The following is a 24,339-nucleotide window of genomic DNA, read 5'->3' as shown; positions in this document are numbered from 1 at the left end:
GGGCTAATAGACATTATTAGCCCGGTACTTTGCGGCGTAAGCGGCCAGCCGGTATGGGGAGCGAGCCTAAGCCATATCAACGGGTTAAATGCTCAATAATCATGTTTTCATCCAACTGTTCTAATGTCCCTTGAGCCACATTTCGACCGTTCGCCATTAAATAAAATCGATCGGCAACATGTTGAATAAAGGGTAAACGATGCTCAACCAATAATACCGTCAGGCCAAGGCTTCGGCTGAGTTGATGCAGGATATTGCCGATATCCTCACTCAGTAGCGGTAAAACACCTCTTCCCGGTTCATCAAGAATCAATAGTTCCGGCTCTGCAACCAGTGCTCTGGCAATGGCCAACTGCTGCTGTTGATTGCGGGTTAACTCCCCGCCCCGCAGGTTACGTTTATCATGTAACTGCGGGAACAAGTCAAAAACCCAGCCTGGAATAAGGTGCGATTTATGGCGGCCAGCCAACACGGCGATCAGCATATTCTCTTCAACACTGAGTTGAGAGAAAATCTGTTGTCCTTGTGGCACATAGCTTATGCCTAGGGCAGTGCGCCCCTCGACCGGTTGCTGTAATAGGTTCTGCGGTGGCTGGTGGTTAGGCTGCCAGATTATGGTGCCACTCTTAATCGGTAGGTGCCCCATAATGCAATTAATTAACGTGGTTTTGCCTACGCCATTGCGGCCAATCAGGCAGGTACATTGGCCGCGGGGCAATTCCAGATTTATATCCCAAAGAATATGATTCTGGCCGTAGTATTGATTTACAGCGGTTAAACTTAGCATCAGTGCTTCTCCTCAGCTGATTCCTCGTCCATCTGGATGTTTCACAGAGAGATAAAGCAACTCTCGGGCCAAGTGGCCATACTAAGACGTAAAATCCGTATGTTAATGGGCTGTAAATGGTTTTAGCGTTGAATGGTGAACTAAAACTACCGGGGTAGCAGAGAAAAGGGGGGTACGCGGTAGATACCTTGCACTCAAGCGGTGCTACGACGCAGGTAATGGTGCAGAAAAAACACCTTGATCAGCAGCGATTGAGCCACAGTGTGAATTAGAGAAAATTATGGAGTTAGCAAGAGGAACGGTTAGCTCTAATTGAAATATGCAGCGAAATAAAAAGGAAAAAAAAAACACTAAAAAAGCCAATTTGTCCCTATTCCATCCCTAAGCTTTGCTTTTCGCCAGCTCCCAGCCTCTATGGGGTTGAATGAGTTATCCACCATTCCTGTGGATAACCTTGTGCATTAGCCATAGAAAACTAATGACAGGCGAGAGCGGGCGCGGCTTGGGCTCCGGTTGTCTGGATTCTCTGCTTTTTACTAATTTCGTTTATTTTCAATAGATTAATTAAAATCAAGCGCTCAAAAATTATAGCTGTCGTTGATGAGTAATCTTTAATCAATTATCTATCCCTAATGTGTTTATGTTAATGGTTGGGGATAAAAATACTTTTACAGTGCAACGGTCCTTTAGCTATCACTGTAACGAGGCAAACAATACTCTGGTTAAAGAAATTCCTCCATTTTGCTGCTTGAAGCTGGTTTTATATCCAGTATCATAGAGGTGGCAAAATTCTATGGGGCTTGCATAATTAGCCTCCTGATAGCGTGTGTTTCTCCGACGGGTAACAAACTCATGAGTAAATCATTCAAACTACATTCTGAGTTTAAGCCAGCCGGTGATCAACCTGAAGCCATCCGTAAACTGGAGGAGGGGCTGGAAAATGGTCTGGCCCACCAGACGCTGTTAGGGGTAACGGGGTCAGGTAAAACCTTTACGGTCGCCAATGTCATTGCTGATTTGAATCGGCCGACCATGGTGTTAGCGCCGAATAAAACCTTGGCAGCACAGCTTTATGGTGAGATGAAGGATTTCTTTCCCGATAACGCGGTCGAGTATTTTGTCTCCTATTATGACTATTATCAGCCCGAAGCCTATGTTCCAAGCTCCGATACCTTTATCGAAAAAGACGCTTCGGTAAACGAACATATCGAGCAAATGCGGCTATCGGCCACCAAAGCCTTGTTGGAGCGGCGGGATGTGATCGTGGTTGCCTCGGTCTCCGCCATTTATGGCTTGGGTGACCCCGATTTATACCTGAAAATGATGCTGCATTTGACCAAGGGCATGATTATTGATCAGCGCTCTATTTTGCGTCGCTTGTCGGAACTACAGTACAGCCGCAATGATCAGGTGTTTCAGCGTGGTACCTTCCGGGTGCGCGGTGAGGTCATCGATATCTTCCCGGCAGAATCGGATGAATGGGCGCTGCGGGTCGAATTGTTTGATGAAGAGGTTGAGCGGCTGTCGATATTTGATCCGCTAACAGGTCAGTTACAACATGAGGTTCCACGTTTTACGGTTTACCCTAAAACGCACTACGTGACCCCCAGGGAGCGTATTTTACAGGCCATGGAAGAGATTAAAATCGAACTGGCCGATCGGCGTCGGGTGCTGTTAGCCAATAACAAACTGCTGGAAGAACAGCGGATTGCGCAGCGGACCCAGTTTGATCTTGAAATGATGAATGAGCTGGGTTATTGCTCCGGTATTGAAAACTACTCGCGCTACCTTTCGGGCCGTGGGCCGGGTGAAGCTCCGCCAACACTGTTTGACTATCTACCGGCTGATGGTTTGCTTATCGTCGATGAGTCCCACGTCACTATTCCGCAAATCGGCGGCATGTACAAAGGTGACCGCTCACGCAAAGAAACACTGGTGGAATATGGCTTCCGCTTACCATCAGCATTGGATAACCGCCCAATGCGCTTTGAAGAGTTCGAAGCGCTGGCACCACAAACCATCTATGTTTCGGCCACACCGGGTAAATATGAACTGGAGAAGTCAGGTGGCGATATCATTGAGCAAGTGGTGCGGCCAACCGGCCTACTTGATCCATTAATTGAAGTACGGCCGGTTGCTACACAGGTCGATGATCTGTTGTCAGAGATCCGTATCCGTGCTGCGATTAACGAGCGGGTACTGGTGACCACGCTAACCAAACGTATGGCCGAAGACCTGACCGACTATCTCGCAGAGCATGGCGCTCGCGTACGTTACCTGCATTCGGATATTGATACCGTGGAACGGGTCGAGATTATTCGCGATTTACGTTTGGGTGAGTTTGATGTACTGGTGGGGATCAACTTGTTGCGCGAAGGTTTGGATATGCCAGAGGTTTCACTGGTCGCCATCCTTGATGCCGATAAAGAAGGTTTCTTACGTTCGGAACGTTCCTTGATCCAGACCATTGGGCGTGCGGCGCGTAACCTTAATGGTAAAGCGATTCTCTATGGTGACCGGATCACCGCCTCGATGGAAAAGGCCATTGGTGAAACGGAACGGCGTCGCGCCAAACAGCAAGCTTACAACGAAGAGCGTGGCATTATCCCACAAGGGCTGAATAAGAAAGTTGGCGATATTCTACAACTGGGTAAGCCTTCTACTCGCGGCAAAGGGAAAGGGCGGGGCGGGAAAGTGGCGGATACCAGTGACTACCTACTCTTGCCACCGAAAGCGCTTGATCAGAAAATCCGTGAGCTGGAAGCTAAAATGTACACCCATGCGCAAAATCTGGAGTTTGAGCAGGCAGCAGAATTGCGCGATCAAGTCCATAAGTTGCGCCAGCAGTTTATCGCCATATCTTAATCATCAACGGCTCACTTGGTGGCCGTTGATGATGGATGTGACAAATTGGGAATTTCTGCTTGTCGCATCAGCCAATCCTGATTAATGTGTGCGGCTGATAAAGTCATCACCTAATAAAGCGCGAGACAAATAATGAGCGACCACTTATCCAAAGATCCGCTACACGGTATTACCCTGGAGCAATTACTGACTAAGCTGGTAGAGCACTATGGCTGGGAGGAACTGGCATACCGTATTCAGATCAACTGTTTCACCAGTGATCCCAGCATTAAATCTAGCCTGAAATTTTTACGCCGTACCCCATGGGCACGAACTAAAGTAGAGGCGCTTTATATCCACATGAAAGACAATGCGGCTTGGCAACAACAATCCCGAGAGTAATTCCCCGTTGATCAGCCTGCGCCCCCTAATTGTTGCAGGGTATCTTCCAGTGCCTGGCGTAATAGCTCACGGTCATGGCGGTAAGGAATATCTTTGGCTTCCAGTGGTTGCTGGACAATAATTCGGTCCGTTACGCCGCTGATATCAATTTGTGGGCTTACAATTGCTGCATCAATAATTTTGCGGCCAATCTTGCTTTCCATTATCGCCATTTTTTCTTGCAGTGATAGCGCGGCGGCGGCCACACTGACCTCACGCCCCAGATTACCAATGTAAATCATGCTGGCAGAACTACGACGCAAGGCTTGGGTTAAGTCATCCAGCAGCAGTAATGGCATCAGGCTGGTTAAAAAACTGCCTGGGCCTATCAAAATGACATCGGCCTGGCTGATAGCTTCAACCGCTTCCCGTGTCGCAGGTACGTGGGGGGAGAGCAGCATCTCTTGTGGCATTTGCGCCAACTGATCAATATTCACTTCACCATAAACCGGGTGACCTTCACTATCGATAGCCAGCAAATCGACCGGTTGCTCGGACATAGGAATCAGCCAGGCATCCACTTTCAGTAAGCTACGCACCAGATTGATGGCTTCTATGGGCCGGATACTGAGATGGTCCAAGGCTTTGAGCATTAAATTGCCCAGGTTGTGGCCCGCCAATTCACCATTACCGGTAAAGCGGTATTCAAACATCGCGGAAGCCACACTCGGCTCAGTGATCAATTGATTGAGGCAATTACGGGTATCACCCCAGGCGATCCCGCCTTCTGAACGGCGAATACGTCCGGTCGAACCGCCGTTATCGGTAGTGGTAACAATACCGGTTAAGCGTGAACCCAGCGGGGAGAGCGCTGACATCACTCGCCCCAGGCCATGGCCTCCGCCTAAAGCAACCACCCGATCGAGATCCGCTAAGGTGCGATTTCGCATATTTTTCCTGTCTAACTATTGTTGCCTGGCTCTAATAGCGTAGCTAATGGTGAAATTGCTGCATAAGTTAACGGATTTACCGTGAAAACGCGATAAAAGCCATGATTTTCGTGATTTTAAACAAAGTATTAGCCACAGATTAAATTAGGCTAAATAACAGGGGTTTTTATTACATAAGTCGTTGCATATAAATATATATAGCGGAAAAGGGTGATTGGCTATCCTGTCGTTTTAGCGTTAGAATCTTTAGGAAAAGTGGGGCTTTTAGCTAGTCAGTTGCTGTTAAGCACCTTACTTTTAAAAACGTTTTTTAAACCATCGTTCGCGAGACAGCTTGTAAACTGTTACCGGACACAAACTCCTAGCCTTGGCGTCTAAGTTGTCTCGTTTACGAACAATATGATGCTCTGGCCGTGGCCTTAAGCCACCAGGGTGCAAGGTAGAAATGCCCGCATCTCCCGTATTTGGAAAGGTGTTATGGTACAACTCACTGACTCTTTTGCGCGCAAATTTTATTATTTGCGACTATCGATCACCGATGTGTGTAATTTTCGGTGCACCTATTGCTTGCCGGATGGTTATCGCCCCGACGGATTAAAAAGTTTTCTGAGCCTGGACGAGATAAGCCGCGTCAGCCGCGCCTTTGCTCTGTTGGGAACGGAAAAAATTCGTCTCACCGGCGGCGAACCCTCTATGCGGCGCGATTTCACCGATATCATTGGCACCATCCGGCAAAATCCGGCCATTCGAACCCTAGCGGTGACTACCAATGGCTACCGCTTAGCCCGTGATGCCGCCCAATGGCGGGAAGCGGGGCTGACCGCGATTAACGTGAGTGTTGATAGCCTGGATCCTCGGCAATTTCATGCCATTACCGGGCAAGATAAATTCCATCAGGTCATGCAAGGTATTGACGCCGCTTTCGATGCCGGTTTTGAGAAAGTCAAAATCAATGCGGTACTGATGCGGGATGTCAACGATCGTAATCTGAGCGCATTCCTTAACTGGATAAAGCCCCGACCGATTCAACTGCGGTTTATCGAATTAATGGAAACCGGCGAGGGCGGCAATCTATTCCGCAAACACCATGTTTCTGGTGAAGTCATTCGCCAGCAATTACTCCAGCAAGGTTGGCAACAGCAAGAGCGCGCGCGCAGTGATGGCCCGGCTCAGGTATTTTATCACCCGGACTATCTGGGGGAGATCGGCCTCATCATGCCATATGAGAAAGACTTCTGCGCCAGTTGTAACCGCTTGCGCATTTCAGCGCTGGGCAATCTGCATTTATGTTTATTTGGTGAGCAGGGCATTACGCTGCGTGATTTGCTGGGCAGTGATGACCAACAAGATGAATTAATGGTGCGCATCCAGAGTGCGTTGCAAACCAAAAAGCAGACTCATTTTTTGCACCAGGGTAACAGCGGCATGACGCAGAACTTATCGTTTATTGGTGGTTGATCCCCTATAGGTAAGTGATTCGGGTGAGCGAGGGCAGCTAACAGCCCTACAACGTCAAGAACGAAGGGAATATTTATGACTCAACTGACCCACATCAATGCTGCAGGGGAAGCCCACATGGTGGATGTTTCCGCTAAGGCTGAAACCGTACGTGAAGCACGAGCGGAGGCTTTTGTTGAAATGCAGGCAGCAACGCTGACGATGATTATCGAGGGTAGCCATCACAAAGGCGATGTGTTTGCCACCGCCCGTATTGCCGGGATCCAGGCGGCCAAGCGGACGTGGGAATTAATCCCATTATGCCATCCGTTGCTGCTAACCAAAGTGGAAGTTCAACTGCAAGCGCAACCGGAGCATAACCGGGTGCGGATTGAGTCCTGTTGTCGTCTGACCGGTAAAACCGGCGTGGAAATGGAAGCCCTGACGGCGGCTTCAGTTGCCGCCCTGACGATTTACGATATGTGCAAAGCGGTACAAAAAGACATGATAATTGGCCCGATTCGCCTGCTGGCAAAAAGTGGCGGGAAATCCGGTGATTTTAAGGTGAGCCCATGATTCAGATTCTATTTTTTGCTCAGGTTCGTGAACTGGTGGGGACTGACCGCTTACAATTGGCTGCGGAGTTTCCAACGGTAGAGGCTCTGCGCCAATCCCTGTGTCAACGGGGCGAGCGCTGGCAGTTGGCCCTTGAAGAAGGCAAATTGCTCACTGCAGTGAATCAATCGCTGGTCAACGCCCAGCATCCACTGGTTGCGGGTGATGAAGTCGCTTTCTTCCCGCCGGTCACCGGGGGTTGATGATGGACCATACTCGCATTCGCGTCGGATCTGAAACATTCAATGTCGGCGATGAATATAACTGGTTGTCACAGTGTGACGAAGACGGCGCGGTGGTGACTTTTACCGGCAAAGTGCGTAACCATAACCTGGGTGCGAGTGTCAGAGTGCTGACACTGGAACACTACCCTGGTATGACAGAAAAGGCATTGGCTGAAATTATTACCGAAGCGCGCAGCCGTTGGCCATTACAGCGGGTCGCGGTTATCCATCGGGTGGGGCCATTATTCCCCGGTGATGAAATTGTCTTTGTCGGTGTGACCAGCGCTCACCGTAGTATGGCGTTCGATGCGGCTGAATTTATTATGGACTACCTGAAAACTCGCGCCCCCTTCTGGAAGCGAGAAGCCACTGCTGAGGGTGAACGTTGGGTTGAATCACGTGACAGTGATCATACGGCGGCCAAGCGCTGGTAAACTGTACGTAAACCCGTGTAAAGATCAACGCTAAATACCTATTTTTACTCCCTTGTTTAGGCTGCTTCTGTGGTACCCTTAAAAGGTCGGTGGGCTGTCAACTGATAGCCTGTATCATCATTTATATGCATAAGGTAACCACCATGGATCGCTATCCACGCTCTAATGGTTCAATTGTCGAACGTGCCAACTCGGGCATTCAGGCATATATGGCGCAGGTATACGGTTGGATGACCTGTGGTCTGTTATTAACGGCGGTTGTCGCGTGGTACGCAGCGAATACCCCTGCGATAATGAATTTTATCTTCTCAAGCCAGATCACCTTCTTTGGGCTGATTATTGTTCAGTTGGGTCTGGTGTTTGTTATTTCGGGCATGGTTAACCGTCTAAGTGGTTCGATGGCAACCAGTTTGTTCATGCTGTATTCGGCCCTAACCGGTCTGACACTTTCCAGCATATTGATAATGTATACCGGTGCTTCGATTGCCAGTACCTTTATCATTTGTGCTGGTATGTTTGGTGCCATGAGTTTCTACGGCTACACCACCAAGCGTGATTTAAGTGGTATGGGCAGCATGCTGTTTATGGGCCTGATCGGTATCGTACTGGCATCTGTTGTTAACATCTGGCTGAAAAGCCCGGCGTTAATGTGGGCTGTGACTTATATCGGTGTATTGGTGTTTGTCGGTTTGACGGCTTACGATACCCAAAAACTGAAAAATATGGGCGCGCAGTTGGATGCCAATGATAAGGATAGCTTCCGCAAGTATTCTATCGTGGGCGCACTGACCTTGTATCTTGATTTCATCAACTTGTTCTTGATGCTACTGCGGATTTTCGGCAACCGTCGTTAAGCAGGTGGTTTGATATTTTGAAGAAGGGCACCGGTTTGGTGCCCTGAGGTTAATGACAAAGTGCTCGGAGCGGTGACAACAAGCAGATCGTAAAGACGCCGTGAATACATCCATGTAGGCTCGAGCCGCGCCATCCCTGACGCGGACGCTTTACTTCTCTACCCGTCCTCACCTCGTAAGATCGAATCGTCGAGGTTTGTCAGCAGTCTGAGGGCACCGGTTTGGTGCCCTTTTTGTTTTTTTTGGCTAAGGCTCCGCCCCTCAATTCCAATTCACGCCTTTAGGCTATTCTCCGCCTAAACATCCCGTAGGCCGCACTCCCCGTCGTGGCGGTTATCACTAACAACGGCCACAAACTGTGCCAGATAATATCGAAACTGGCATCCTTGAGATAAATCTGTTTGGTGATATCAGTAAAGTGGCGGATAGGATTGATCCAGGTGATATTTTGCAGCCAGACTGGCATATTCTCCACCGGAGAGACATAACCAGAAAGCAGGATTGCGGGCATCATAAACACAAATACGCCGATAAAAGCTTGCTGCTGAGTGGAACATAACGATGAAATCAGCAAGCCAAAACCGACCAGCGATAAACCATAAAGCAGCATGGTGCCGTAAAATAACGCCAGTGAGCCGGCAAACGGAATTTGGTAAAAAAAGATGCCGATAAACAACACGATACTGGCCTGGAAGGTGGCGACAATCAGTGCTGGTACTGCTTTGCCGATAAAAATCTGCCAGGTAGTTAGCGGGGAGACCAATAGCTGCTCCAGTGTGCCTTGCTCGCGCTCACGCGCCACGGACAGTGACGTCACAATCAGCACGCCGATGGTCGTAATCATCGCAATCAATGATGGAACCACGAACCATTTGTAGTCCAGATTCGGGTTATACCAATTTCTAATCACTAACTCGCTGTTATTGGGTTTGACCTGGCCGTGGGTTAATTCTAATTGGTAGTCTTGCACGATTTGCTGAATATAGTTTGCCGCTATCTGGGCGCTGTTAGAATTGCGCCCATCTAATACCAACTGTAGCTGAGTGGTCTTGCCGTTCGCCAAATCAGCACTGAATTGTTCCGGGAAGCGGATCAGCAGCAGTGCTTTCTGGTTATCAATCACAGGCTGAATCTCTTGCGGGCTGTGCAGCAGTAACACATGAGAAAACGCCTCTGCTTTGGCAAAGCGTTGGGTGAGTTCTACCGAGGCCTTGCCGCTGTCTTCACTGTAAATAGCGATAGTGGCATTGGTTACTTCCAATGTGGCGGCGAATGGGAACAAAATTACTTGCAATATCACCGGCATAATTAATATCGCACGGGTTTGTGGCTCCCGTAGTAGCGACTGTAACTCTTTAATAATCAATGTATAAAGGCGATGAAACATATTTTACTCCCTTCCTTTAATCTAACCGACGATGAGTTTTCCATGCGGTCAGGCCGATAAACACGGCAGCGGAGGCTATCAGGAACAACACATTAATTATCAGTACGGTACCGATATTCCCGGCCAGAAACAGGGTTTGTAAGCTACTGACAAAATAGCGAGCAGGAATGATATAGGTCACTGCGCGGACAATCGCGGGCATGCTATCAATTTGGAAAATAAAGCCCGACAGCATTACTGCCGGCAGGAATGCGGCATTCAACGCTATCATTGCGGCATTGAACTGATTGCGAGTGATAGTCGAAATCAGCAGCCCCATCCCCAGTGTGCTGGCTAAAAATAGACTGGTAATGACAAATAATATCCCCAGTGAGCCACGGTAAGGCACACCAAGAATGAATACCGACACCACCATGCACAGTATCATGGCAATCATACCGAGGACGTAATAGGGAATAAGTTTCGACAATAGCAACTCACTGCGCGTGACCTGAGTAGACAGCAGCGCCTCCATGGTGCCGCGTTCCCATTCACGGGCGATCACCAGCGAGGTGAGGATCGCACCAATTACCGTCATGATAATGGTAATGGCGCCGGGAATAATAAAGTGTCGGCTGATGGCGGCGGGGTTAAACCAATAACGCATTTGAATTTCAATCAGTGGATCATTTTTTTGCCCCAGATTTTGCGCCTGCTGCTGTTGCCAGATTTGCCACACACCCTGTGCGTAACCTTGTACAAAGTTGGCGGTATTAGGTTCACTGCCATCAGTAATGACTTGAATCGGCGCTTTGCTCTCTGGCCGTGCCAGTTGCTCGGAAAAATCATTGGGAATAACAATTAACCCGCGAATTTTACCGGCTTGCATGGCCCGGATCAGCGCCTGCCTGTCATGACTGATTTGCGGTGAAATATAAGGCGAACTGGCGAACGCGTTAGCCAGATCCTGTGCCGGTTTGCTCTGTTGTTCCATTAAAATGCCGACATGCAGTTTGCTGGAGTCCAGATTGATGCCATAGCCAAAAATAAACAGCAGCAGCAGTGGGATAACGAATGCAATCAATCCGCTACTCGGGTCACGCAGAATTTGCCGAGTTTCTTTACGACATAAGGCACGCAGGCGACGCCAGGAAAACCCAGTGTCATGATAAGTTTCACTCTTATCTGTCGGCGATTTATTGACCGGCAACAGAGGCGACTCGCTCATGGCTGTTGCTCCTTATCATTTTGCTGGTCATAGCGCTGAACCAACCCGATAAACGCCTCTTCCATGGAGGGGTTAAGATTTTCATCACTGGCCACTTGCTGCTTGAGTTCATCCGGTGTGCCAGCCGCAATAATTTTGCCGCGATAAACCAGGCCGATACGGTCACAGTATTCGGCTTCATCCATAAAATGGGTGGTCACCATCACGGTAACCCCTTTATCTACCATGCCATTAATATGCAACCAGAACTCACGGCGAGTTAGAGGATCGACACCGGAGGTCGGCTCATCAAGAAACAGAATGTCCGGCTCATGCATTAAGGCACAGGCCAGCGCCAGCCGTTGTTTAAAACCAAGCGGCAGGGAATCCGGCGTCTGTTTGAGGATCGGGGTAAAGTTAAAGGCTGAGGTCATATCTGCTATTTTGTCGCGCTGTATTTTACCTTGCAGGCCATAAACACCGGAGAAAAACTTCAGATTTTGTTCAACGGTCAGATTACCGTACAGCGAGAATTTCTGCGCCATATAACCCAAATGTTGCCGTGCTTTACCCGAACTGGTTTTTAGATCCATCCCCAGTACCAACGCCTTACCCCCGCTTGGTACCAGCAAGCCACACATCATTTTAAAGGTGGTCGATTTACCGGCACCGTTCGGCCCGAGCAAGCCAAATATCTCACCGCGTTTCACCTTAAAATTGACATGGTCAGTTGCGGCAAAATCACCAAATTTTTTGGTTAATTCTTGCGCTTCAATAACCGTTTCATCATGGTTGCCGGCAACTTGAGGCATGATTTTCGCGAGTGCCGACTCACTGGCGGGGCCGCCGCCCAGCAAATCGATAAAGGCGTCTTCAAAGCGCGGCTCGGCCTCCATTATCTCTGCATTGGGTTGATTTAGCTGTGACAGTATTTGACTGTGTTCGACATCCGGCTTGAGGATCAGCCGCACATATTTCCCTTGAATGACCCCATCACTGACTTGCGGTAATGTCAGGGCATGTTGTAGCAGTTTTCGATGGGTTCCGGTCTGAGCTGCGACCAAAATTGTCCGGCCACTCATCCGTTGTGTTAGGTTCTGTGGCGCGCCGTTATACAGTAATTTCCCTTCATTAAGCAGTAATACTTCGCGGCATTGCTCGGCCTCATCCAGATATGAGGTACTCCACAGGATGAGCATGCCATCACTCGCCAGCTCGTGAACCATCTGCCATAACTCGCGGCGAGAAATAGGATCAACGCCCACCCCCGGCTCATCCAGCAATAGGACTTTTGGCTGACCGACCAAGGTGCAGGCCAATCCCAGCTTCTGTTTCATCCCACCGGATAGCTTACCCGCTAACCGTTTTGTAAAGCGGGTCAAATCGGTAAACGTCAGCAGGCGCTCAAAAGTCTGGCGGCGCAGTTCACCGGTGACACCACGCAGATCGGCATACAGTATCAGGTTCTCCATCACCGTAAGATCTTCATATAAACCAAACTTCTGCGGCATATATCCGAGAATGGAATGTAACTGGCGATCGTTTTCCAACGGGTCCAGCCCGACCACCGTTATCTTGCCTTGACTGGGTTTTAGCAACCCAGCCAGCATACGCAGCAAGGTCGTTTTACCGGCACCGTCCGGCCCGACCAACCCCGTGACTGCGCCACTGCGGATCTCGGTCGTCAGGCTGGCAACTGCGGGACTGACCAATCCGGGGAAGCGTTTTTCAACGCCATCCAGTGTAATAAGGTGCTGGATCCCATTCATAGCTCATGCCACCTTAAGGTTGTGCAAAACGGACGGTAACCGGCATACCTTGTCGTAGCGACTGATCAGCATCTGTGATGATAATGCGCAAGCGATAAACCAGATCGGTACGTAGGTCCGGAGTTTCCACACTTTTAGGGGTGAATTCAGCCGTCGGTGAGACAAAACCTATTTTACCGTGATAAGGCTTGTCCGGGCGGCCATCGGTGAAGACTTCAACCTCCGTACCGGGGATGGCCTGATCCAAATGAGGCTCACTGACATAGGCTCTTACCCAAACTGGATCGGTCAGTGACAGCGTAAATACGGTATTACTGGCGGATAAAATTGTCCCCGGTTCAACCGCGCGGGTCAGCACAGTACCGGCTGATGGAGCGAGTAGGGTGGTATCTTGCAGATTGAGCTGGGCTTGCGCCAGTTCGGCTTCACTCTGGGCCAGCTTCGCTTCAGCCTGAGCAATTTCCTGTGGGCGGTTGCCGCTCAGATATTGTGCGAGTTTATCTTTCGACGCTTGTAGATTAGCCTGTGCCTGATTACGTGCGGTACGGGCGTTCTCCAGCTCGTTTGCTGATGTGGCTTTGCTGGCCCACAGCCCTTGTTGCCGTTTCAGGAAGCTGTCGGCATAATTAAATGCGGCTTCTCGCTGAGAGACTTCAGATTTTACCTGTGCAATTTCTTCGTCCCGATATCCTGCTTTCAGTAACGCCAACTGTGCTTGTGCACTTTGCACATTGGCTTGAGCCTGTTTAAGTGCATTGAGATACGGGCCATCATCCAGTTTTCCCAGCGTTTGCCCCGGTTGGATTTTATCCCCTTCATCGACCGCCAGAGAGGCCAGACGACCGCCAACCCGGAAGCCCAGATTCACCGTGCGAATATCCACATTCCCGTACAACGTCAATGACGCGTCTTGTTGTTGACGGTAATAATTCCACCCGTAACCTATCGCCGCCAGCAGGGCGACCATGACAATGGCCACTATAATCTTCTTGCGATTCATAATGCTCCCTATCTGCTACTGATTTTTACTACCACCATTAGATTTTATAACAACAATGACAGTACTGATAAATATGTAAAGCAATCGGCTATGAAAGCCCGATATTTATGAGGCGAAGAACGTTAATGATAAGCAATAAATCAATTTCGTTAAGGTTTCTGTTACTAAAAATCTTAAGAAACGTGTAAATATCCCTTTTCTTGCTAAACATCTGTTACAATCAACGGTAATGGTGCACTGCAGTTTGTGCCAATCCTCGTGGTAATGCCTCAATTCATGCCTCGTCTGATAATCTTCCCTTGAAACTGCACCTGACGTTATCGCCAGGATTGGGGAGATCTGGAGCTTCTTGTAATATGTCATTTGATTCTCTCGGCTTAAATGCCGACATCCTGCGTGCTGTTGAAGAGCAGGGCTACCTTGTGCCGACACCGATCCAACGTCAGGCAATCCCTGTGGTACTGGAAGGCCGTGATTTAATGGCCAGTGCGCAAACCGGTACCGGTAAAACCGCGGGTTTCACCTTACCGCTGTTGCAACTGCTGAGTCAGGATCAACAGCCAATTAAAGGCCGTCGCCCGGTACGGGCGTTGATTTTAACCCCGACCCGTGAACTGGCTGCGCAGATTGATGAAAGCGTACAGAGCTACAGCAAGTACCTGAAGCTACGTTCGCTGGTGGTATTTGGTGGCGTTAGCATTAACCCACAGATGATGAAATTGCGTGGTGGTGTCGATATTTTGGTCGCTACCCCTGGCCGTTTACTGGATCTGGAACATCAGCACGCGGTTGATCTGTCCAAGATTGAAATTTTGGTATTGGATGAAGCCGACCGCATGTTGGATATGGGCTTTATTCACGATATCCGTCGTGTATTGTCAAAACTGCCTGCTAAGCGCCAGAACCTGCTGTTCTCCGCGACCTTCTCTGATGAGATCAAAGGTTTGGCCAGCAAACTGCTGAACAATCCAGCTTCAGTTGAAGTGGCTCGCCGTAATACGGCTTCCGAACAAATTACGCAAAGCGTTCATTTTGTGGATAAAAACCGCAAACGTGAATTGCTGTCTCAGATGATTGGCGAAGGTAATTGGCAGCAAGTATTGGTGTTTAACCGCACCAAACACGGCGCTAACCATTTGGCCGAACAACTGAATAAAGACGGTATTACTGCAGCCGCAATTCACGGTAATAAGAGCCAGGGAGCGCGTACTCGTGCACTGGCTGATTTTAAAGACGGTAAAGTCCGGGTGCTGGTGGCAACTGATATTGCCGCTCGTGGACTGGATATCGACCAGTTACCCCATGTGGTTAACTATGAGCTGCCGAACGTACCAGAAGATTACGTGCACCGTATTGGCCGTACTGGCCGCGCGGAACGTACTGGCGAAGCGATTTCACTGGTTTGCGTTGATGAACACAAACTGCTGCGTGATATCGAACGTTTGCTGAAACGTGAAATTCCGCGCATCGCGCTGGAGGGTTATGAACCGGACCCCAGCATTAAAGCTGATCCGATTCAAAATGGCCGTCAGGGTCGTGGCGCGCAACGTCCTGGAATGGGCCGTGGTGGTAGTAGTGCAGGCCGTCCACAGAACAGTGGTGGCGGTGCAGCAGGTCGCGGCGACAGTCGTAACAGCCGTCCACGCAGTCAGGCTGATGGTCAACGTCGTCCGGCGGGGCCAGCTTCACGTGGTCGTAGCAGTAAACCCAGTGAATAAGCTGTAAACACTATTCGCCGATGAAACCGCTTCTTTGAGGCGGTTTTTTTTCATCTAAATCGGTGCAGTTACAGGGTTATTCCTTGTTTTATGCCCCGATCCCCCCGTATTATTGCCGGTCTTTTTTACGGTTATACTGTGTGAGATTTGCAATCAGAGGGCAGGTAAGTGTGATGGTATGGATAATGGATCAAGGTAATTAGCATGCGGGTAATACTGGCACCGATGGAAGGTGTACTAGATTCACTGGTGCGCGAATTACTCAGCGAAGTGAATGATTATGACCTTTGTATCACTGAGTTTTTACGGGTGGTCGATCAGCTATTGCCTGCAAAATCCTTCTATCGGCTGTGTCCTGAATTACACCATCAAAGCCGTACTCAGTCCGGCACGCGGGTACGTATCCAATTATTAGGCCAATATCCACAATGGCTGGCAGAAAATGCTGCCCGTGCGGTAGAACTTGGCTCCTATGGCGTGGATTTAAACTGCGGCTGCCCCTCCAAGTTAGTTAATGGCAGCGGCGGCGGTGCCACCTTGCTGAAAGATCCTGAACTGATTTATCAGGGTGCAAAAGCGATGCGTGAAGCCGTGCCTGTGCATTTACCGGTCACAGTCAAAATCCGCTTAGGTTGGGATTCTGGTGACCACCAGTTTGAAATTGCCGATGCGGTGCAACAAGCAGGTGCAACTGAATTAGCGGTACATGGCCGGACTAAAGAAGATGGTTATCAAGCCGAGCGCATTAACTGGCAGGCGATTGGCGAGATCCGTCAGCGGCTAAGCATCCCGGTGATCGCCAACGGTGAGATTTGGGATTATCAAAGTGCGCAGGAATGCATGAAGGTCACCGGCTGTGATGCCGTGATGCTAGGCCGTGGTGCGCTAAATGTGCCAAATCTGAGCCGAGTTGTGAAGTATAACGAACCGCGAATGCCGTGGCCGGAAGTGGTAAAACTGCTGCAAAAATACGTGCAGTTACAAAAACAGGGTGATACGGGGTTATATCATGTGGCGCGAATAAAACAGTGGTTAGGTTATCTACGTAAAGAATATATTGAAGCTACAGATTTATTCAGCGAAATCCGTGGGTTAAAAACATCAAAAGATATTGCGCTGGCGATTCAACGTATTTGATTTTTAAGTATTTTCTGGCACTCCCTCCAGATCAACATAACACAGTCGGTTTATTGGCGAAAAGCGATCAGGATATTGCTCCAATATTACCCACGGTAAATTAATGAGAGTATTACGGGATAAAATATCACCCGGCTATTTCTTCTTACGCCCGATAAATTTTGCTATACCCAACAGGAAGATGGCACCCACAAGGACGAGCAACGCATCGACCCAAAATGTCAGTGATGCCAGATTTTCATCGTGAATATCAGCTAAACCTGCTGCTATCAAAAATACACCAAAGAGAATACCAAAAATTGTTGTTCCCATATTAATACCTGTGAATCAATTATACTTAAAATTTATGCTGGCAATTATAGGGCAATAATTAAACCATCAGGTGTTTTTTTATCATTATTGATATTCTGTTTAGATTAATACACTAATATTGGCATTAATTAAAACCGCATTCTGGGAAAACCACCAAAATTGAATTATCGTAGTGAAGGCACCTCAGTCATAACATAGTGAGTGTTTTACAAAAAATCATTGTTTTTCAACATAATCCTGGTAATGACTATCAGCGCATTTTTCGTTGAAAAATGTTTACTACTGAAGAGTGATTAGACAGCTTTATTCTTTGTAACAATCATTTGAAAAATGTGTGGTGCTTGGAGCATTACTGTAATTTATAATGCGCCGGAACAACCACCATTATTCCCGATAACCTATCTAAGCTGACGAATATGCATGTGAAAATCCGTTTTGCACTAATAAGTTTTTTACTTTTATCTGGCGGTATCAACGTTGTTCCGTTAGCCATTGCCAGTGCTGGAACGGCTGAAACTAAAGGGAAAGCGCCTTTGGAGCTAGCATCCGGCAGTGCGATGGTTGTTGATTTACAAACAAATAAAGTGATTTACGCCAACAATGCGGATGAAGTGGTACCCATTGCTTCAATAACCAAGTTGATGACCGCAATGGTGGTATTGGATGCCAGATTACCTCTTGATGAAATTATCTCAGTAGACATTCATCAAACTAAAGAAATGAAAGGGGTATTTTCTCGGGTACGGGTAAACAGTGAGATCAGCCGTAAAGATATGTTGCTGCTGGCATTGATGTCGTCGGAAAACCGGGCGGCAGCCAGTCTGGCTCATCACTATCCAGGTGGATATAACGCATTTATTAACGCAATGAACGCCAAAGCTAAATCTTTGGGAATGACGAAAACCCGTTATGTCGAACCCACCGGCCTGTCGATTGATAATGTATCGACGGCGCGCGATTTGACTAAGTTGTTGATAGCGACCAAGCAGTATCCATTGATTGGTCAGTTAAGCACCACGACAGAGAAAATGGCCACTTTCCGTGACCCTAATTACACACTGCCGTTCCGTAACACTAACCATTTGGTTTATAACGACAAGTGGAATATCCAGTTAACTAAAACCGGTTTCACTAATCAGGCCGGACACTGTTTGGCAATGCGTACCGTCATTGGTAATCGTCCTGTCGCACTGGTGGTATTAGATGCGTTTGGCAAATATACGCATTTTGCCGATGCAAATCGTCTGCGCAGTTGGATGGAGACCGGCAAGGCAGCACCGATACCAGGGGCTGCGAAAAGTTATCGTCAGCAAAAAGATGCTCAAGGGCGTTTAGCTCAGGTGTCAGAATAAGTATAGCTAACGGTGGTTGAAGGGCTGAATTCCGGCGATAGCTGACCGGAATTCAGATAATGCCTTATCTTGTTCAATCGTCGTCGCCTTATTTTCGGTCCGTTATTTTTTTTGCCAGTATTTAAGTTTTGACGTTTTACCAATCCCCGGATTAAAACTGTTGGTCGGGTCTATCTGTTGGTAAAATTTCTTCAATGCCGGTTTTGCTATATAGAGATGGCCTACATTGTGTTCAGCCGGATATTCCGCGCCTTTATCATTCAGCAGTGTCAGCATTTTTTGTTTTAATGCTTGAGTATCGACACCTTTTTTCACGATATAATCCTGATGGAAGACATGGCACAGGAAGTGACCATAATAGAGCTTAGCAACCAGACATTGATCGATTTCTGCCGGTAACGTCTCAAACCACTGTTCTTCGTTACGCCGTAAGGCAATATCCAGTGCCAGGATATCTTCCACTTTGTCAGTGTGAACGGCGTGGTAGCGAACCGCAGCACCTGCCGCAGCAAAGCGGTGTAAAAAGGCTTTTTTACCTTCGTCAGCAGTACAGGTAATAAAGTTACCCTCAGCAGTCGCAAAAAAGTCTTTCAAAAATTGCTGTGCCTCAGAAATTCCTTCTCCTGACATTTTCAGCATTAAATGATGCTCGTATTGATGACGGTATGTTTTAAGGCGTTTAGGTAAATGGCTGGGGAGGATTTGGCTGAAGCCTTGCATGACTCGATCCGTTAAATGGTCGATTAGAAAAGGAACTTTACTAAGGCGAGCATCAATTTTGCCTTTTATGGTAAAAAATCGGGGCATATTATTGGTGCCCATACTGTTGATCATGACAAATGTATCTTTGCCGTACACTTCGGCAATATCAAAAATATCACGATGCATGTATTCACCGGCAACCGGTAAATTCTTAAAGTCCCGCAAAATCGCCCGACGTAATCTTGTCAATACTTCCGTCTGGTTGGTACCGATATAAAAGACTTGCTGCTGTTTTTCGCAAGGAAAGGTATCCAACCGTACGGCAAATACAGCCAATTTACCGGCACATCCAGAGGCTTCAAATAATCGTCTTGGATCGGCATTAAAACGAGAAGGGGTGGGTGCATCAATATCCCTCACTCGTGTGGCATATTCATGGTCTGAGGTTTGTTGCCCGTCCTGTTCAATATCACTGGCGCGATATTCACTTCTTTCGAGCCGTTGCAAAATCTCTTCTGGTGTATTGCCTAAGTTAATCCCTAAATGATTAATTAATTGCAATTCACCTTGTTCATCAATTTGTGCGTACAGTGCCATTTCGGTGTACGCTGGGCCTCGTTGAACCAATGATCCTCCCGAGTTATTACAAATACCGCCGACCACCGAAGCGCCGATGCAAGATGATCCTATTACTGAATGGGGTTCACGATCATAAGGTTTGAGGCGCTTCTCTAGTTGATTCAGGGTACTACCAGGAAAACCAATGACTTGTTTTCCATCATCCAGTAACTGGATTTGATTAAGACGCAAAGTATTCAATATAACAATTGGGCGGTCGTAATCATTACCACTGGGTGTTGAACCTTCAGTTAGTCCGGTATTTGCTGCCTGCATGATAACAATGGTATCGGCGGCTACACAGGCTTGCAGCAATTGCCATTGTTGCCATAAGGTTGAAGGGAACACCACTGCGAGGGCGGCTCCTGCGCCAGAACGGAAACCAGTACGATAACGCTCAGTTTGCCGTTCGCCGGTTAGCAAGTAGTGCACCCCTACAATCTGCTGTAATTGATTCAGCAAGGTTTGCATTTTTTCATCATTGGATTGATTCATTGGTGCGACTCCCTGTAATTGCATTCACTTGTCATAGCGCCGAGTTTTACCATTGTTTTCAGATCGCCATAGAACAAATATTTTTGTGTTATGAAGTAAACATGAGAGAGAGGTGGCTTTCCGGATAAATCATTTTATTTGTGAGTACCCTCACATTATAGTACTGAAATTCCTTTCAGCCTTCGCGGTTTAAACATGATCCACATTAATGATTAAATCAGCGTCCTATTCAGTGAAGGCGAAGGTTAATCCGTTTGATCTATCAATATGAATTTTGATCATTTCGCGATGAGGTATAGGATCGGATTTAATAATTACACGGATTAGTAAGGTATTTTATGAGTGCCCATTTTGTTGGTAAATATGAAGTTGAGTTGAAATTCCATGTATTGAGTCTCAGCCAATTGCATGAACAGTTAGCAATACATCAGGCAACCCCATTTACCCTTAATAATCACGAAAAAGATATCTATCTGGAAGCTAACGGCGCTGATTTGGCGGCAAAACAGATAAGTATGGTTTTACGGGAGATGAATCCCTCGGGTATTCGTTTGTGGATAGTCAAAGGGCCGGGAACAGAGCGTTGTGAAGCCAGTAATGTTGAAGATATCGCCAAAGTACAAAGTATGCTGGCAACGTTAGGGTATCAACCAGCATTTACACTGGAAAAACAGCGCAGTATCTATTTTATCGGGAAGTTTCACGTCACAGTTGATAGCCTGGCGGGGCTCGGCAATTTTGCCGAAATAGCCATTATGACGGATGATACCGCAGCCTTGGATGGCCTAAAGGCTGAATGTCGGCATTTAGCCGATACCCTAGGATTATTGCCAGAACAACAAGAAAACCGGTCATACCGGCAGTTGCTGGGTTTTTAGCCGTGGTAAGGTGGGTTATTCGACAATGCAGGCCGTGATACATACCACGGCCAAACAGGTTTATTTCTTCATCAAAGACTTTAGATTGGCGAATGGATTGTGGGTGGCGGCTTCTTGATCATTCTGCGCATCATCACCGGCAATCACGGTCGAACCATATTGATCCGCTTCGGTGTATTTAGAGTGTTCATGGTCATGGCAAAAAAGACATAACATCTCCCAATTGCTGCCATCTTCGGGATTATTGCTATGATCATGGTCCATATGATGGACCGTCAGCTCTCGCAGATTGGAGTAAACAAACTCCCGCGAACATTTACCGCAAACCCACGGAAAAATCTTCAGTGCTTTCTCCCGATAACCACTTTCCAGACGGGTGTAATTCTTCGGTATATATGCCATGTAAACCTTCAATCCTGCGGGAAATAATAGGGTTATTTTAGCCTGAAATCAGGCAGCAGACTATCAACTATTGGTTATAAATATTGAGATGACAGCCTATCATTACAGTAAGTTTCCATAGGAACATATTGAATCGATTATAAAAATACAGGGTTTAGATAATAATCGCATTTGGCAGATTTTTGAGACTTTTGTTGATGATTTATAGCGATAAGACGTTTTACACTATCATCATGCTTTACCCGCAACATGTTTACTACCGGCATGTTTTACATTATCAGTATAAAGTTATTAGCATGAGATTATCCGTAACCCGCTAATAGGCTTATTTTACGGCAGGCAATAGCAATATAGCGCGTTTAGTCTGAAACCCCTTGCCGATACAGTTGAGGCGATATGAAAGAATCTGAGGTACTGGCCGAAGTTAGTAATGAAAACCAGACATTAGTTGCTGTGGTGCAGCAGGACCAGCGGGTGGTGTACTTCTATATTTATCCGCAGGAGGCGTTTGAAGAACGTTTCCCAGTTCGTGCCTGCTGGGTGAGGAATCTGGTAGCCGCGCCACAATCGGCTGATAATGCCGCCGTTGAACAAGGATTGGCACCCCGATTAGCTGCCGAGTTTTGCCGTAATGTGGCTGGAGAGGCTGAACTTGACGCACAATTTATTACCGTAGTCTGGTCAGAAAGTGACGATGGTGCGGCACTATGGTATCAAGGCCAATTGCTGGCGATTATTCCCGGCTGGAGTTTATATATTGATCACTCGGTTTGTTATTCTGCCAGCTGCATTAAAGATAACCCACTGACATTACCTTTGGGGTCAGCTTCAACCAATACTCAATATGCCAATGCGCAAAATACACGTCAATTTTGGCGGACCTGGCAGCAGGAAGACGGGAATCCGTGGCCCGCGTTACAGGCTGAATATATTCAGTGCTATACACAACACTTTGGCCCATCAGTGAAATACTATGCTATCGACCAAGGACAGTGGCCGCCGATGGCTATCTCCCAGCACGAAAAAGAGGGGATATATTACTTTCTAACCTTGGGGGTGAGTATTCGTCCTCAGCCGTGGGTCGAGATATTATTCAATGATGATGCGGCTAAATATCGGCGTTTAGAAATGGCAATAGCGATTGATGGCCAATATCTTGATGAGGACAACGCTATTCATATGGCCAGCGCACTGGCTGGATTTGCCCAGGTTCCCTGGAGCAAGATAACCTGGCTGGGTGAAGGACACACGCTGGGATCCGCTGTCGCCCCTCAGGGTTATGAAGGATATATTTTATCCTCAGATTTATATGCTGACACAAACACCCTTACATTGCCTCTCCAGCAAGGTGACCCGGTCAATATATATTGGGCCAGCCCTGTTTTCACCAGTGAAAGGGAGTTCGCACATAGTGTGCCAAATGGCGGTTATGATTTACTGAAAAAATTACAACAACAGGGCATTAACCATATTTTCGCGCCACGCCAGCCAGTTATTTAATTTGTGTCGGGTATGGCTGATCTGATTTGCAGATTTTGTTATTCGGGTCTTAACTTAATCGTGATGACGGCTGTTTTGGTACGCTAATCTTACGGAGTCATCAAATCAGCTATCAGCAAAAAATTAATTTTATGGAGGCAGTTATGGGCATACTATCATGGGTTATTTTTGGTCTGATCGCCGGTATTTTGGCTAAATGGATTATGCCCGGAGAGGATGGCGGTGGCTTTATTATGACGGTAATCCTCGGGGTGGTCGGTGCATTGGTAGGGGGTTATATCAGTACCTTCTTCGGTATGGGAAGAGTCGATGGGTTTAATTTAGGTAGCTTTGTCGTCGCCGTTGTCGGCTCGCTGGTTGTATTGTTTATCTACCGAAAATTAAGGAGTTAATTCCTACGGTAATCCCCATGACGGTGATTTCGAGTCACGGTAATCACTGAGCATATAAAGAGAAAGGTGGCTATTTTGTCACCTTTCTCTCATAACTCAACTTCTGGTTTCCTACTCCTCAATCAACGGGTTGAACAGAAATTGGGGGACATCGGATAATAAATATAATGATTTCTTCTTTTTAATTTATCTGAATCGTTCAAATGTCCATGTTATGCCTTATCAGTAATTTACTGTGAATAAAGGTACTGGTAATGGCCTATTATCCCTGGTTTTTTATTTATTTTGCAGTACGGCATACTTTGGTTATTAATCAGATTTACATTGAGAAAATCGATGTTGATCTATACAATATGGCCCGCTAGACGTGAAAGAAGCCTTTTGTTTTTCTTGCGATATTCGCGCACGTCTACTCTAAATAATAGGAATAGGGCAGTAATATGATGAACAACGATGTGCTCCGTAGTGTTCGCTACATGCTTAACGTCAACGATACCAAGATAGCAGAAATCATTAAGCTGGCTGATTTTGAAGTGAACAATGCGGATGTCGTTAATTTTCTTAAAAAAGAAGACGAAGCCGGTTATCAGGATTGCCCTGATCTGGTAATGGCACATTTCCTTAATGGCCTGATTTTCTTTAGGCGCGGTAAAGATGATAAGTTCCCTGCACCAGCGATAGAGCCAGTCATCACCAACAATATCGCGCTAAAAAAGCTGCGTGTGGCATTTGAGCTAAAAGATACGGATATGCATGATGTCTTCAATGCGGTTGAGTTCCCAGTGTCCAAACCTGAGTTAAATGCACTGTTCCGTAAACAAGATAGTAAGAATTTCCGCCCTTGCGGTGATCAAGTTTTACGTTATTTTCTGAAAGGTTTGACATTACGCATACGTGGTCCTAAAAAGTAAAATTAATTATATTAATATAGATGACTCATAACAAAACAGGAGTGGCAATTCGTC

General features: G+C 47.3%; 23 protein-coding genes, 1 pseudogene and 1 riboswitch. Of the genes and pseudogenes, 14 read left to right on the top strand and 10 right to left on the bottom strand.

From position 1 onward, the window contains the following. Positions 1–76: 76 nt before the first annotated feature. Positions 77–787 carry an ABC transporter ATP-binding protein gene (locus tag AEP37_RS17010; RefSeq protein ID WP_049614477.1) on the bottom strand — a complete coding sequence of 237 codons (711 nt, stop codon included), beginning with the start codon at positions 785–787 and terminating at the stop codon, positions 77–79. Positions 788–1,639: 852 nt separating this feature from the next. Between AEP37_RS17010 and uvrB the strand changes: the two genes are divergently transcribed. After that, positions 1,640–3,652 carry an excinuclease ABC subunit UvrB gene (gene uvrB, locus AEP37_RS17005; RefSeq protein WP_049614476.1) on the top strand — a complete coding sequence of 671 codons (2,013 nt, stop codon included), beginning with the start codon at positions 1,640–1,642 and terminating at the stop codon, positions 3,650–3,652. Positions 3,653–3,784: 132 nt separating this feature from the next. After that, positions 3,785–4,033, top strand: a complete 249-nt coding sequence (locus tag AEP37_RS17000) for a VF530 family protein (RefSeq protein ID WP_049614475.1) — start codon at positions 3,785–3,787, stop codon at positions 4,031–4,033. Between the two features lie 11 nt (positions 4,034–4,044). Here AEP37_RS17000 and yvcK read toward each other — a convergent pair whose 3' ends face one another. Beyond that, the gene (yvcK, locus tag AEP37_RS16995; RefSeq protein ID WP_049614474.1) at positions 4,045–4,962 is read right to left on the bottom strand and encodes a uridine diphosphate-N-acetylglucosamine-binding protein YvcK; all 918 of its coding nucleotides are present in this window, start codon (positions 4,960–4,962) and stop codon (positions 4,045–4,047) included. Positions 4,963–5,308: 346 nt separating this feature from the next. Then, a riboswitch (molybdenum cofactor riboswitch) is annotated at positions 5,309–5,453 on the top strand. Here yvcK and moaA point away from each other — a divergent pair. The 5 genes from moaA (at position 5,440) to AEP37_RS16970 (ending at position 8,526) form a co-directional block, all read left to right on the top strand. Next, on the top strand, positions 5,440–6,420 hold the full coding sequence (gene moaA / locus AEP37_RS16990; protein ID WP_049614473.1) for a GTP 3',8-cyclase MoaA: 981 nt from the start codon (positions 5,440–5,442) through the stop codon (positions 6,418–6,420). (Overlaps the previous riboswitch by 14 nt.) 75 nt (positions 6,421–6,495) lie before the next feature. Further along, the gene (gene moaC, locus AEP37_RS16985) at positions 6,496–6,975 is read left to right on the top strand and encodes a cyclic pyranopterin monophosphate synthase MoaC (protein WP_049614472.1); all 480 of its coding nucleotides are present in this window, start codon (positions 6,496–6,498) and stop codon (positions 6,973–6,975) included. Further along, positions 6,972–7,217: a molybdopterin synthase sulfur carrier subunit gene (gene moaD, locus AEP37_RS16980; RefSeq protein ID WP_049614471.1), complete on the top strand. Its 246-nt coding sequence runs from the start codon at positions 6,972–6,974 to the stop codon at positions 7,215–7,217. The genes moaC and moaD overlap by 4 nt, the downstream gene beginning before the upstream one ends. A 2-nt stretch (positions 7,218–7,219) precedes the next feature. Beyond that, complete coding sequence (moaE, locus tag AEP37_RS16975; RefSeq protein ID WP_049614470.1) at positions 7,220–7,672, top strand: molybdopterin synthase catalytic subunit MoaE; 453 nt, start codon at positions 7,220–7,222, stop codon at positions 7,670–7,672. A gap of 143 nt (positions 7,673–7,815) precedes the next feature. Beyond that, entirely contained in the window at positions 7,816–8,526 is a 711-nt protein-coding gene (locus tag AEP37_RS16970; RefSeq protein WP_049614469.1) for a Bax inhibitor-1/YccA family protein, read from the top strand. On the opposite strand, the pseudogene AEP37_RS27945 reads toward AEP37_RS16970, so the two are convergent. The 5 genes and pseudogenes from AEP37_RS27945 to hlyD all read right to left on the bottom strand — a co-directional run bounded on the left by AEP37_RS27945 (position 8,480) and on the right by hlyD (position 13,868). After that, positions 8,480–8,640: pseudogene (locus AEP37_RS27945) on the bottom strand (gluconate 5-dehydrogenase). The gene AEP37_RS16970 and the pseudogene AEP37_RS27945 overlap by 47 nt on opposite strands. 166 nt (positions 8,641–8,806) lie before the next feature. Continuing rightward, on the bottom strand, positions 8,807–9,913 hold the full coding sequence (locus AEP37_RS16965) for an ABC transporter permease (protein WP_049614468.1): 1,107 nt from the start codon (positions 9,911–9,913) through the stop codon (positions 8,807–8,809). Between the two features lie 16 nt (positions 9,914–9,929). Further along, positions 9,930–11,120: an ABC transporter permease gene (locus AEP37_RS16960; protein ID WP_049614467.1), complete on the bottom strand. Its 1,191-nt coding sequence runs from the start codon at positions 11,118–11,120 to the stop codon at positions 9,930–9,932. After that, positions 11,117–12,868 (bottom strand): ATP-binding cassette domain-containing protein, encoded by a 1,752-nt coding sequence (locus tag AEP37_RS16955; protein WP_049614466.1) that lies wholly within the window; start codon positions 12,866–12,868, stop codon positions 11,117–11,119. Before AEP37_RS16955 ends, AEP37_RS16960 begins: the two co-directional genes overlap by 4 nt. 13 nt (positions 12,869–12,881) lie before the next feature. Then, positions 12,882–13,868 (bottom strand): secretion protein HlyD, encoded by a 987-nt coding sequence (hlyD, locus tag AEP37_RS16950; RefSeq protein WP_049614465.1) that lies wholly within the window; start codon positions 13,866–13,868, stop codon positions 12,882–12,884. Positions 13,869–14,224: 356 nt separating this feature from the next. Between hlyD and rhlE the strand changes: the two genes are divergently transcribed. Further along, positions 14,225–15,586 (top strand): ATP-dependent RNA helicase RhlE, encoded by a 1,362-nt coding sequence (gene rhlE / locus AEP37_RS16945; RefSeq protein ID WP_049614464.1) that lies wholly within the window; start codon positions 14,225–14,227, stop codon positions 15,584–15,586. 204 nt (positions 15,587–15,790) lie between these two features. After that, complete coding sequence (gene dusC, locus AEP37_RS16940) at positions 15,791–16,723, top strand: tRNA dihydrouridine(16) synthase DusC (RefSeq protein ID WP_049614463.1); 933 nt, start codon at positions 15,791–15,793, stop codon at positions 16,721–16,723. Positions 16,724–16,858: 135 nt separating this feature from the next. On the opposite strand, the gene AEP37_RS25710 is transcribed toward dusC, so the two are convergent. Then, complete coding sequence (locus AEP37_RS25710) at positions 16,859–17,035, bottom strand: hypothetical protein (RefSeq protein ID WP_049614462.1); 177 nt, start codon at positions 17,033–17,035, stop codon at positions 16,859–16,861. A 416-nt stretch (positions 17,036–17,451) separates the two neighbouring features. Between AEP37_RS25710 and pbpG the strand changes: the two genes are divergently transcribed. Beyond that, positions 17,452–18,387, top strand: a complete 936-nt coding sequence (pbpG, locus tag AEP37_RS16930) for a D-alanyl-D-alanine endopeptidase (protein WP_049614461.1) — start codon at positions 17,452–17,454, stop codon at positions 18,385–18,387. Between the two features lie 102 nt (positions 18,388–18,489). On the opposite strand, the gene dld is transcribed toward pbpG, so the two are convergent. Further along, positions 18,490–20,202, bottom strand: coding sequence for a D-lactate dehydrogenase (gene dld, locus AEP37_RS16925; protein ID WP_049614460.1), 1,713 nt, complete (start codon positions 20,200–20,202; stop codon positions 18,490–18,492). A 338-nt stretch (positions 20,203–20,540) separates the two neighbouring features. Between dld and AEP37_RS16920 the strand changes: the two genes are divergently transcribed. Continuing rightward, positions 20,541–21,080: a class IV adenylate cyclase gene (locus AEP37_RS16920; RefSeq protein ID WP_049614459.1), complete on the top strand. Its 540-nt coding sequence runs from the start codon at positions 20,541–20,543 to the stop codon at positions 21,078–21,080. 60 nt (positions 21,081–21,140) lie between these two features. Here AEP37_RS16920 and yajD read toward each other — a convergent pair whose 3' ends face one another. Beyond that, the gene (gene yajD, locus AEP37_RS16915; RefSeq protein ID WP_049614458.1) at positions 21,141–21,482 is read right to left on the bottom strand and encodes an HNH nuclease YajD; all 342 of its coding nucleotides are present in this window, start codon (positions 21,480–21,482) and stop codon (positions 21,141–21,143) included. Between the two features lie 396 nt (positions 21,483–21,878). Between yajD and AEP37_RS16910 the strand changes: the two genes are divergently transcribed. The 3 genes from AEP37_RS16910 to AEP37_RS16900 all read left to right on the top strand — a co-directional run bounded on the left by AEP37_RS16910 (position 21,879) and on the right by AEP37_RS16900 (position 24,285). Next, positions 21,879–22,982: a suppressor of fused domain protein gene (locus AEP37_RS16910; protein WP_049614457.1), complete on the top strand. Its 1,104-nt coding sequence runs from the start codon at positions 21,879–21,881 to the stop codon at positions 22,980–22,982. A gap of 143 nt (positions 22,983–23,125) precedes the next feature. Further along, the gene (locus tag AEP37_RS16905) at positions 23,126–23,374 is read left to right on the top strand and encodes a GlsB/YeaQ/YmgE family stress response membrane protein (RefSeq protein WP_049614456.1); all 249 of its coding nucleotides are present in this window, start codon (positions 23,126–23,128) and stop codon (positions 23,372–23,374) included. Positions 23,375–23,814: 440 nt separating this feature from the next. Next, positions 23,815–24,285, top strand: a complete 471-nt coding sequence (locus AEP37_RS16900) for a YehS family protein (RefSeq protein WP_049614455.1) — start codon at positions 23,815–23,817, stop codon at positions 24,283–24,285. Positions 24,286–24,339 lie beyond the last annotated feature (54 nt).

It is taken from the genome of Yersinia pekkanenii, from assembly GCF_001152565.1.
GTDB lineage: Bacteria > Pseudomonadota > Gammaproteobacteria > Enterobacterales > Enterobacteriaceae > Yersinia > Yersinia pekkanenii.
The sequence above is the reverse complement of the archived record's forward strand: the minus strand, read 5'-3'. Positions and strand labels throughout refer to the sequence as shown.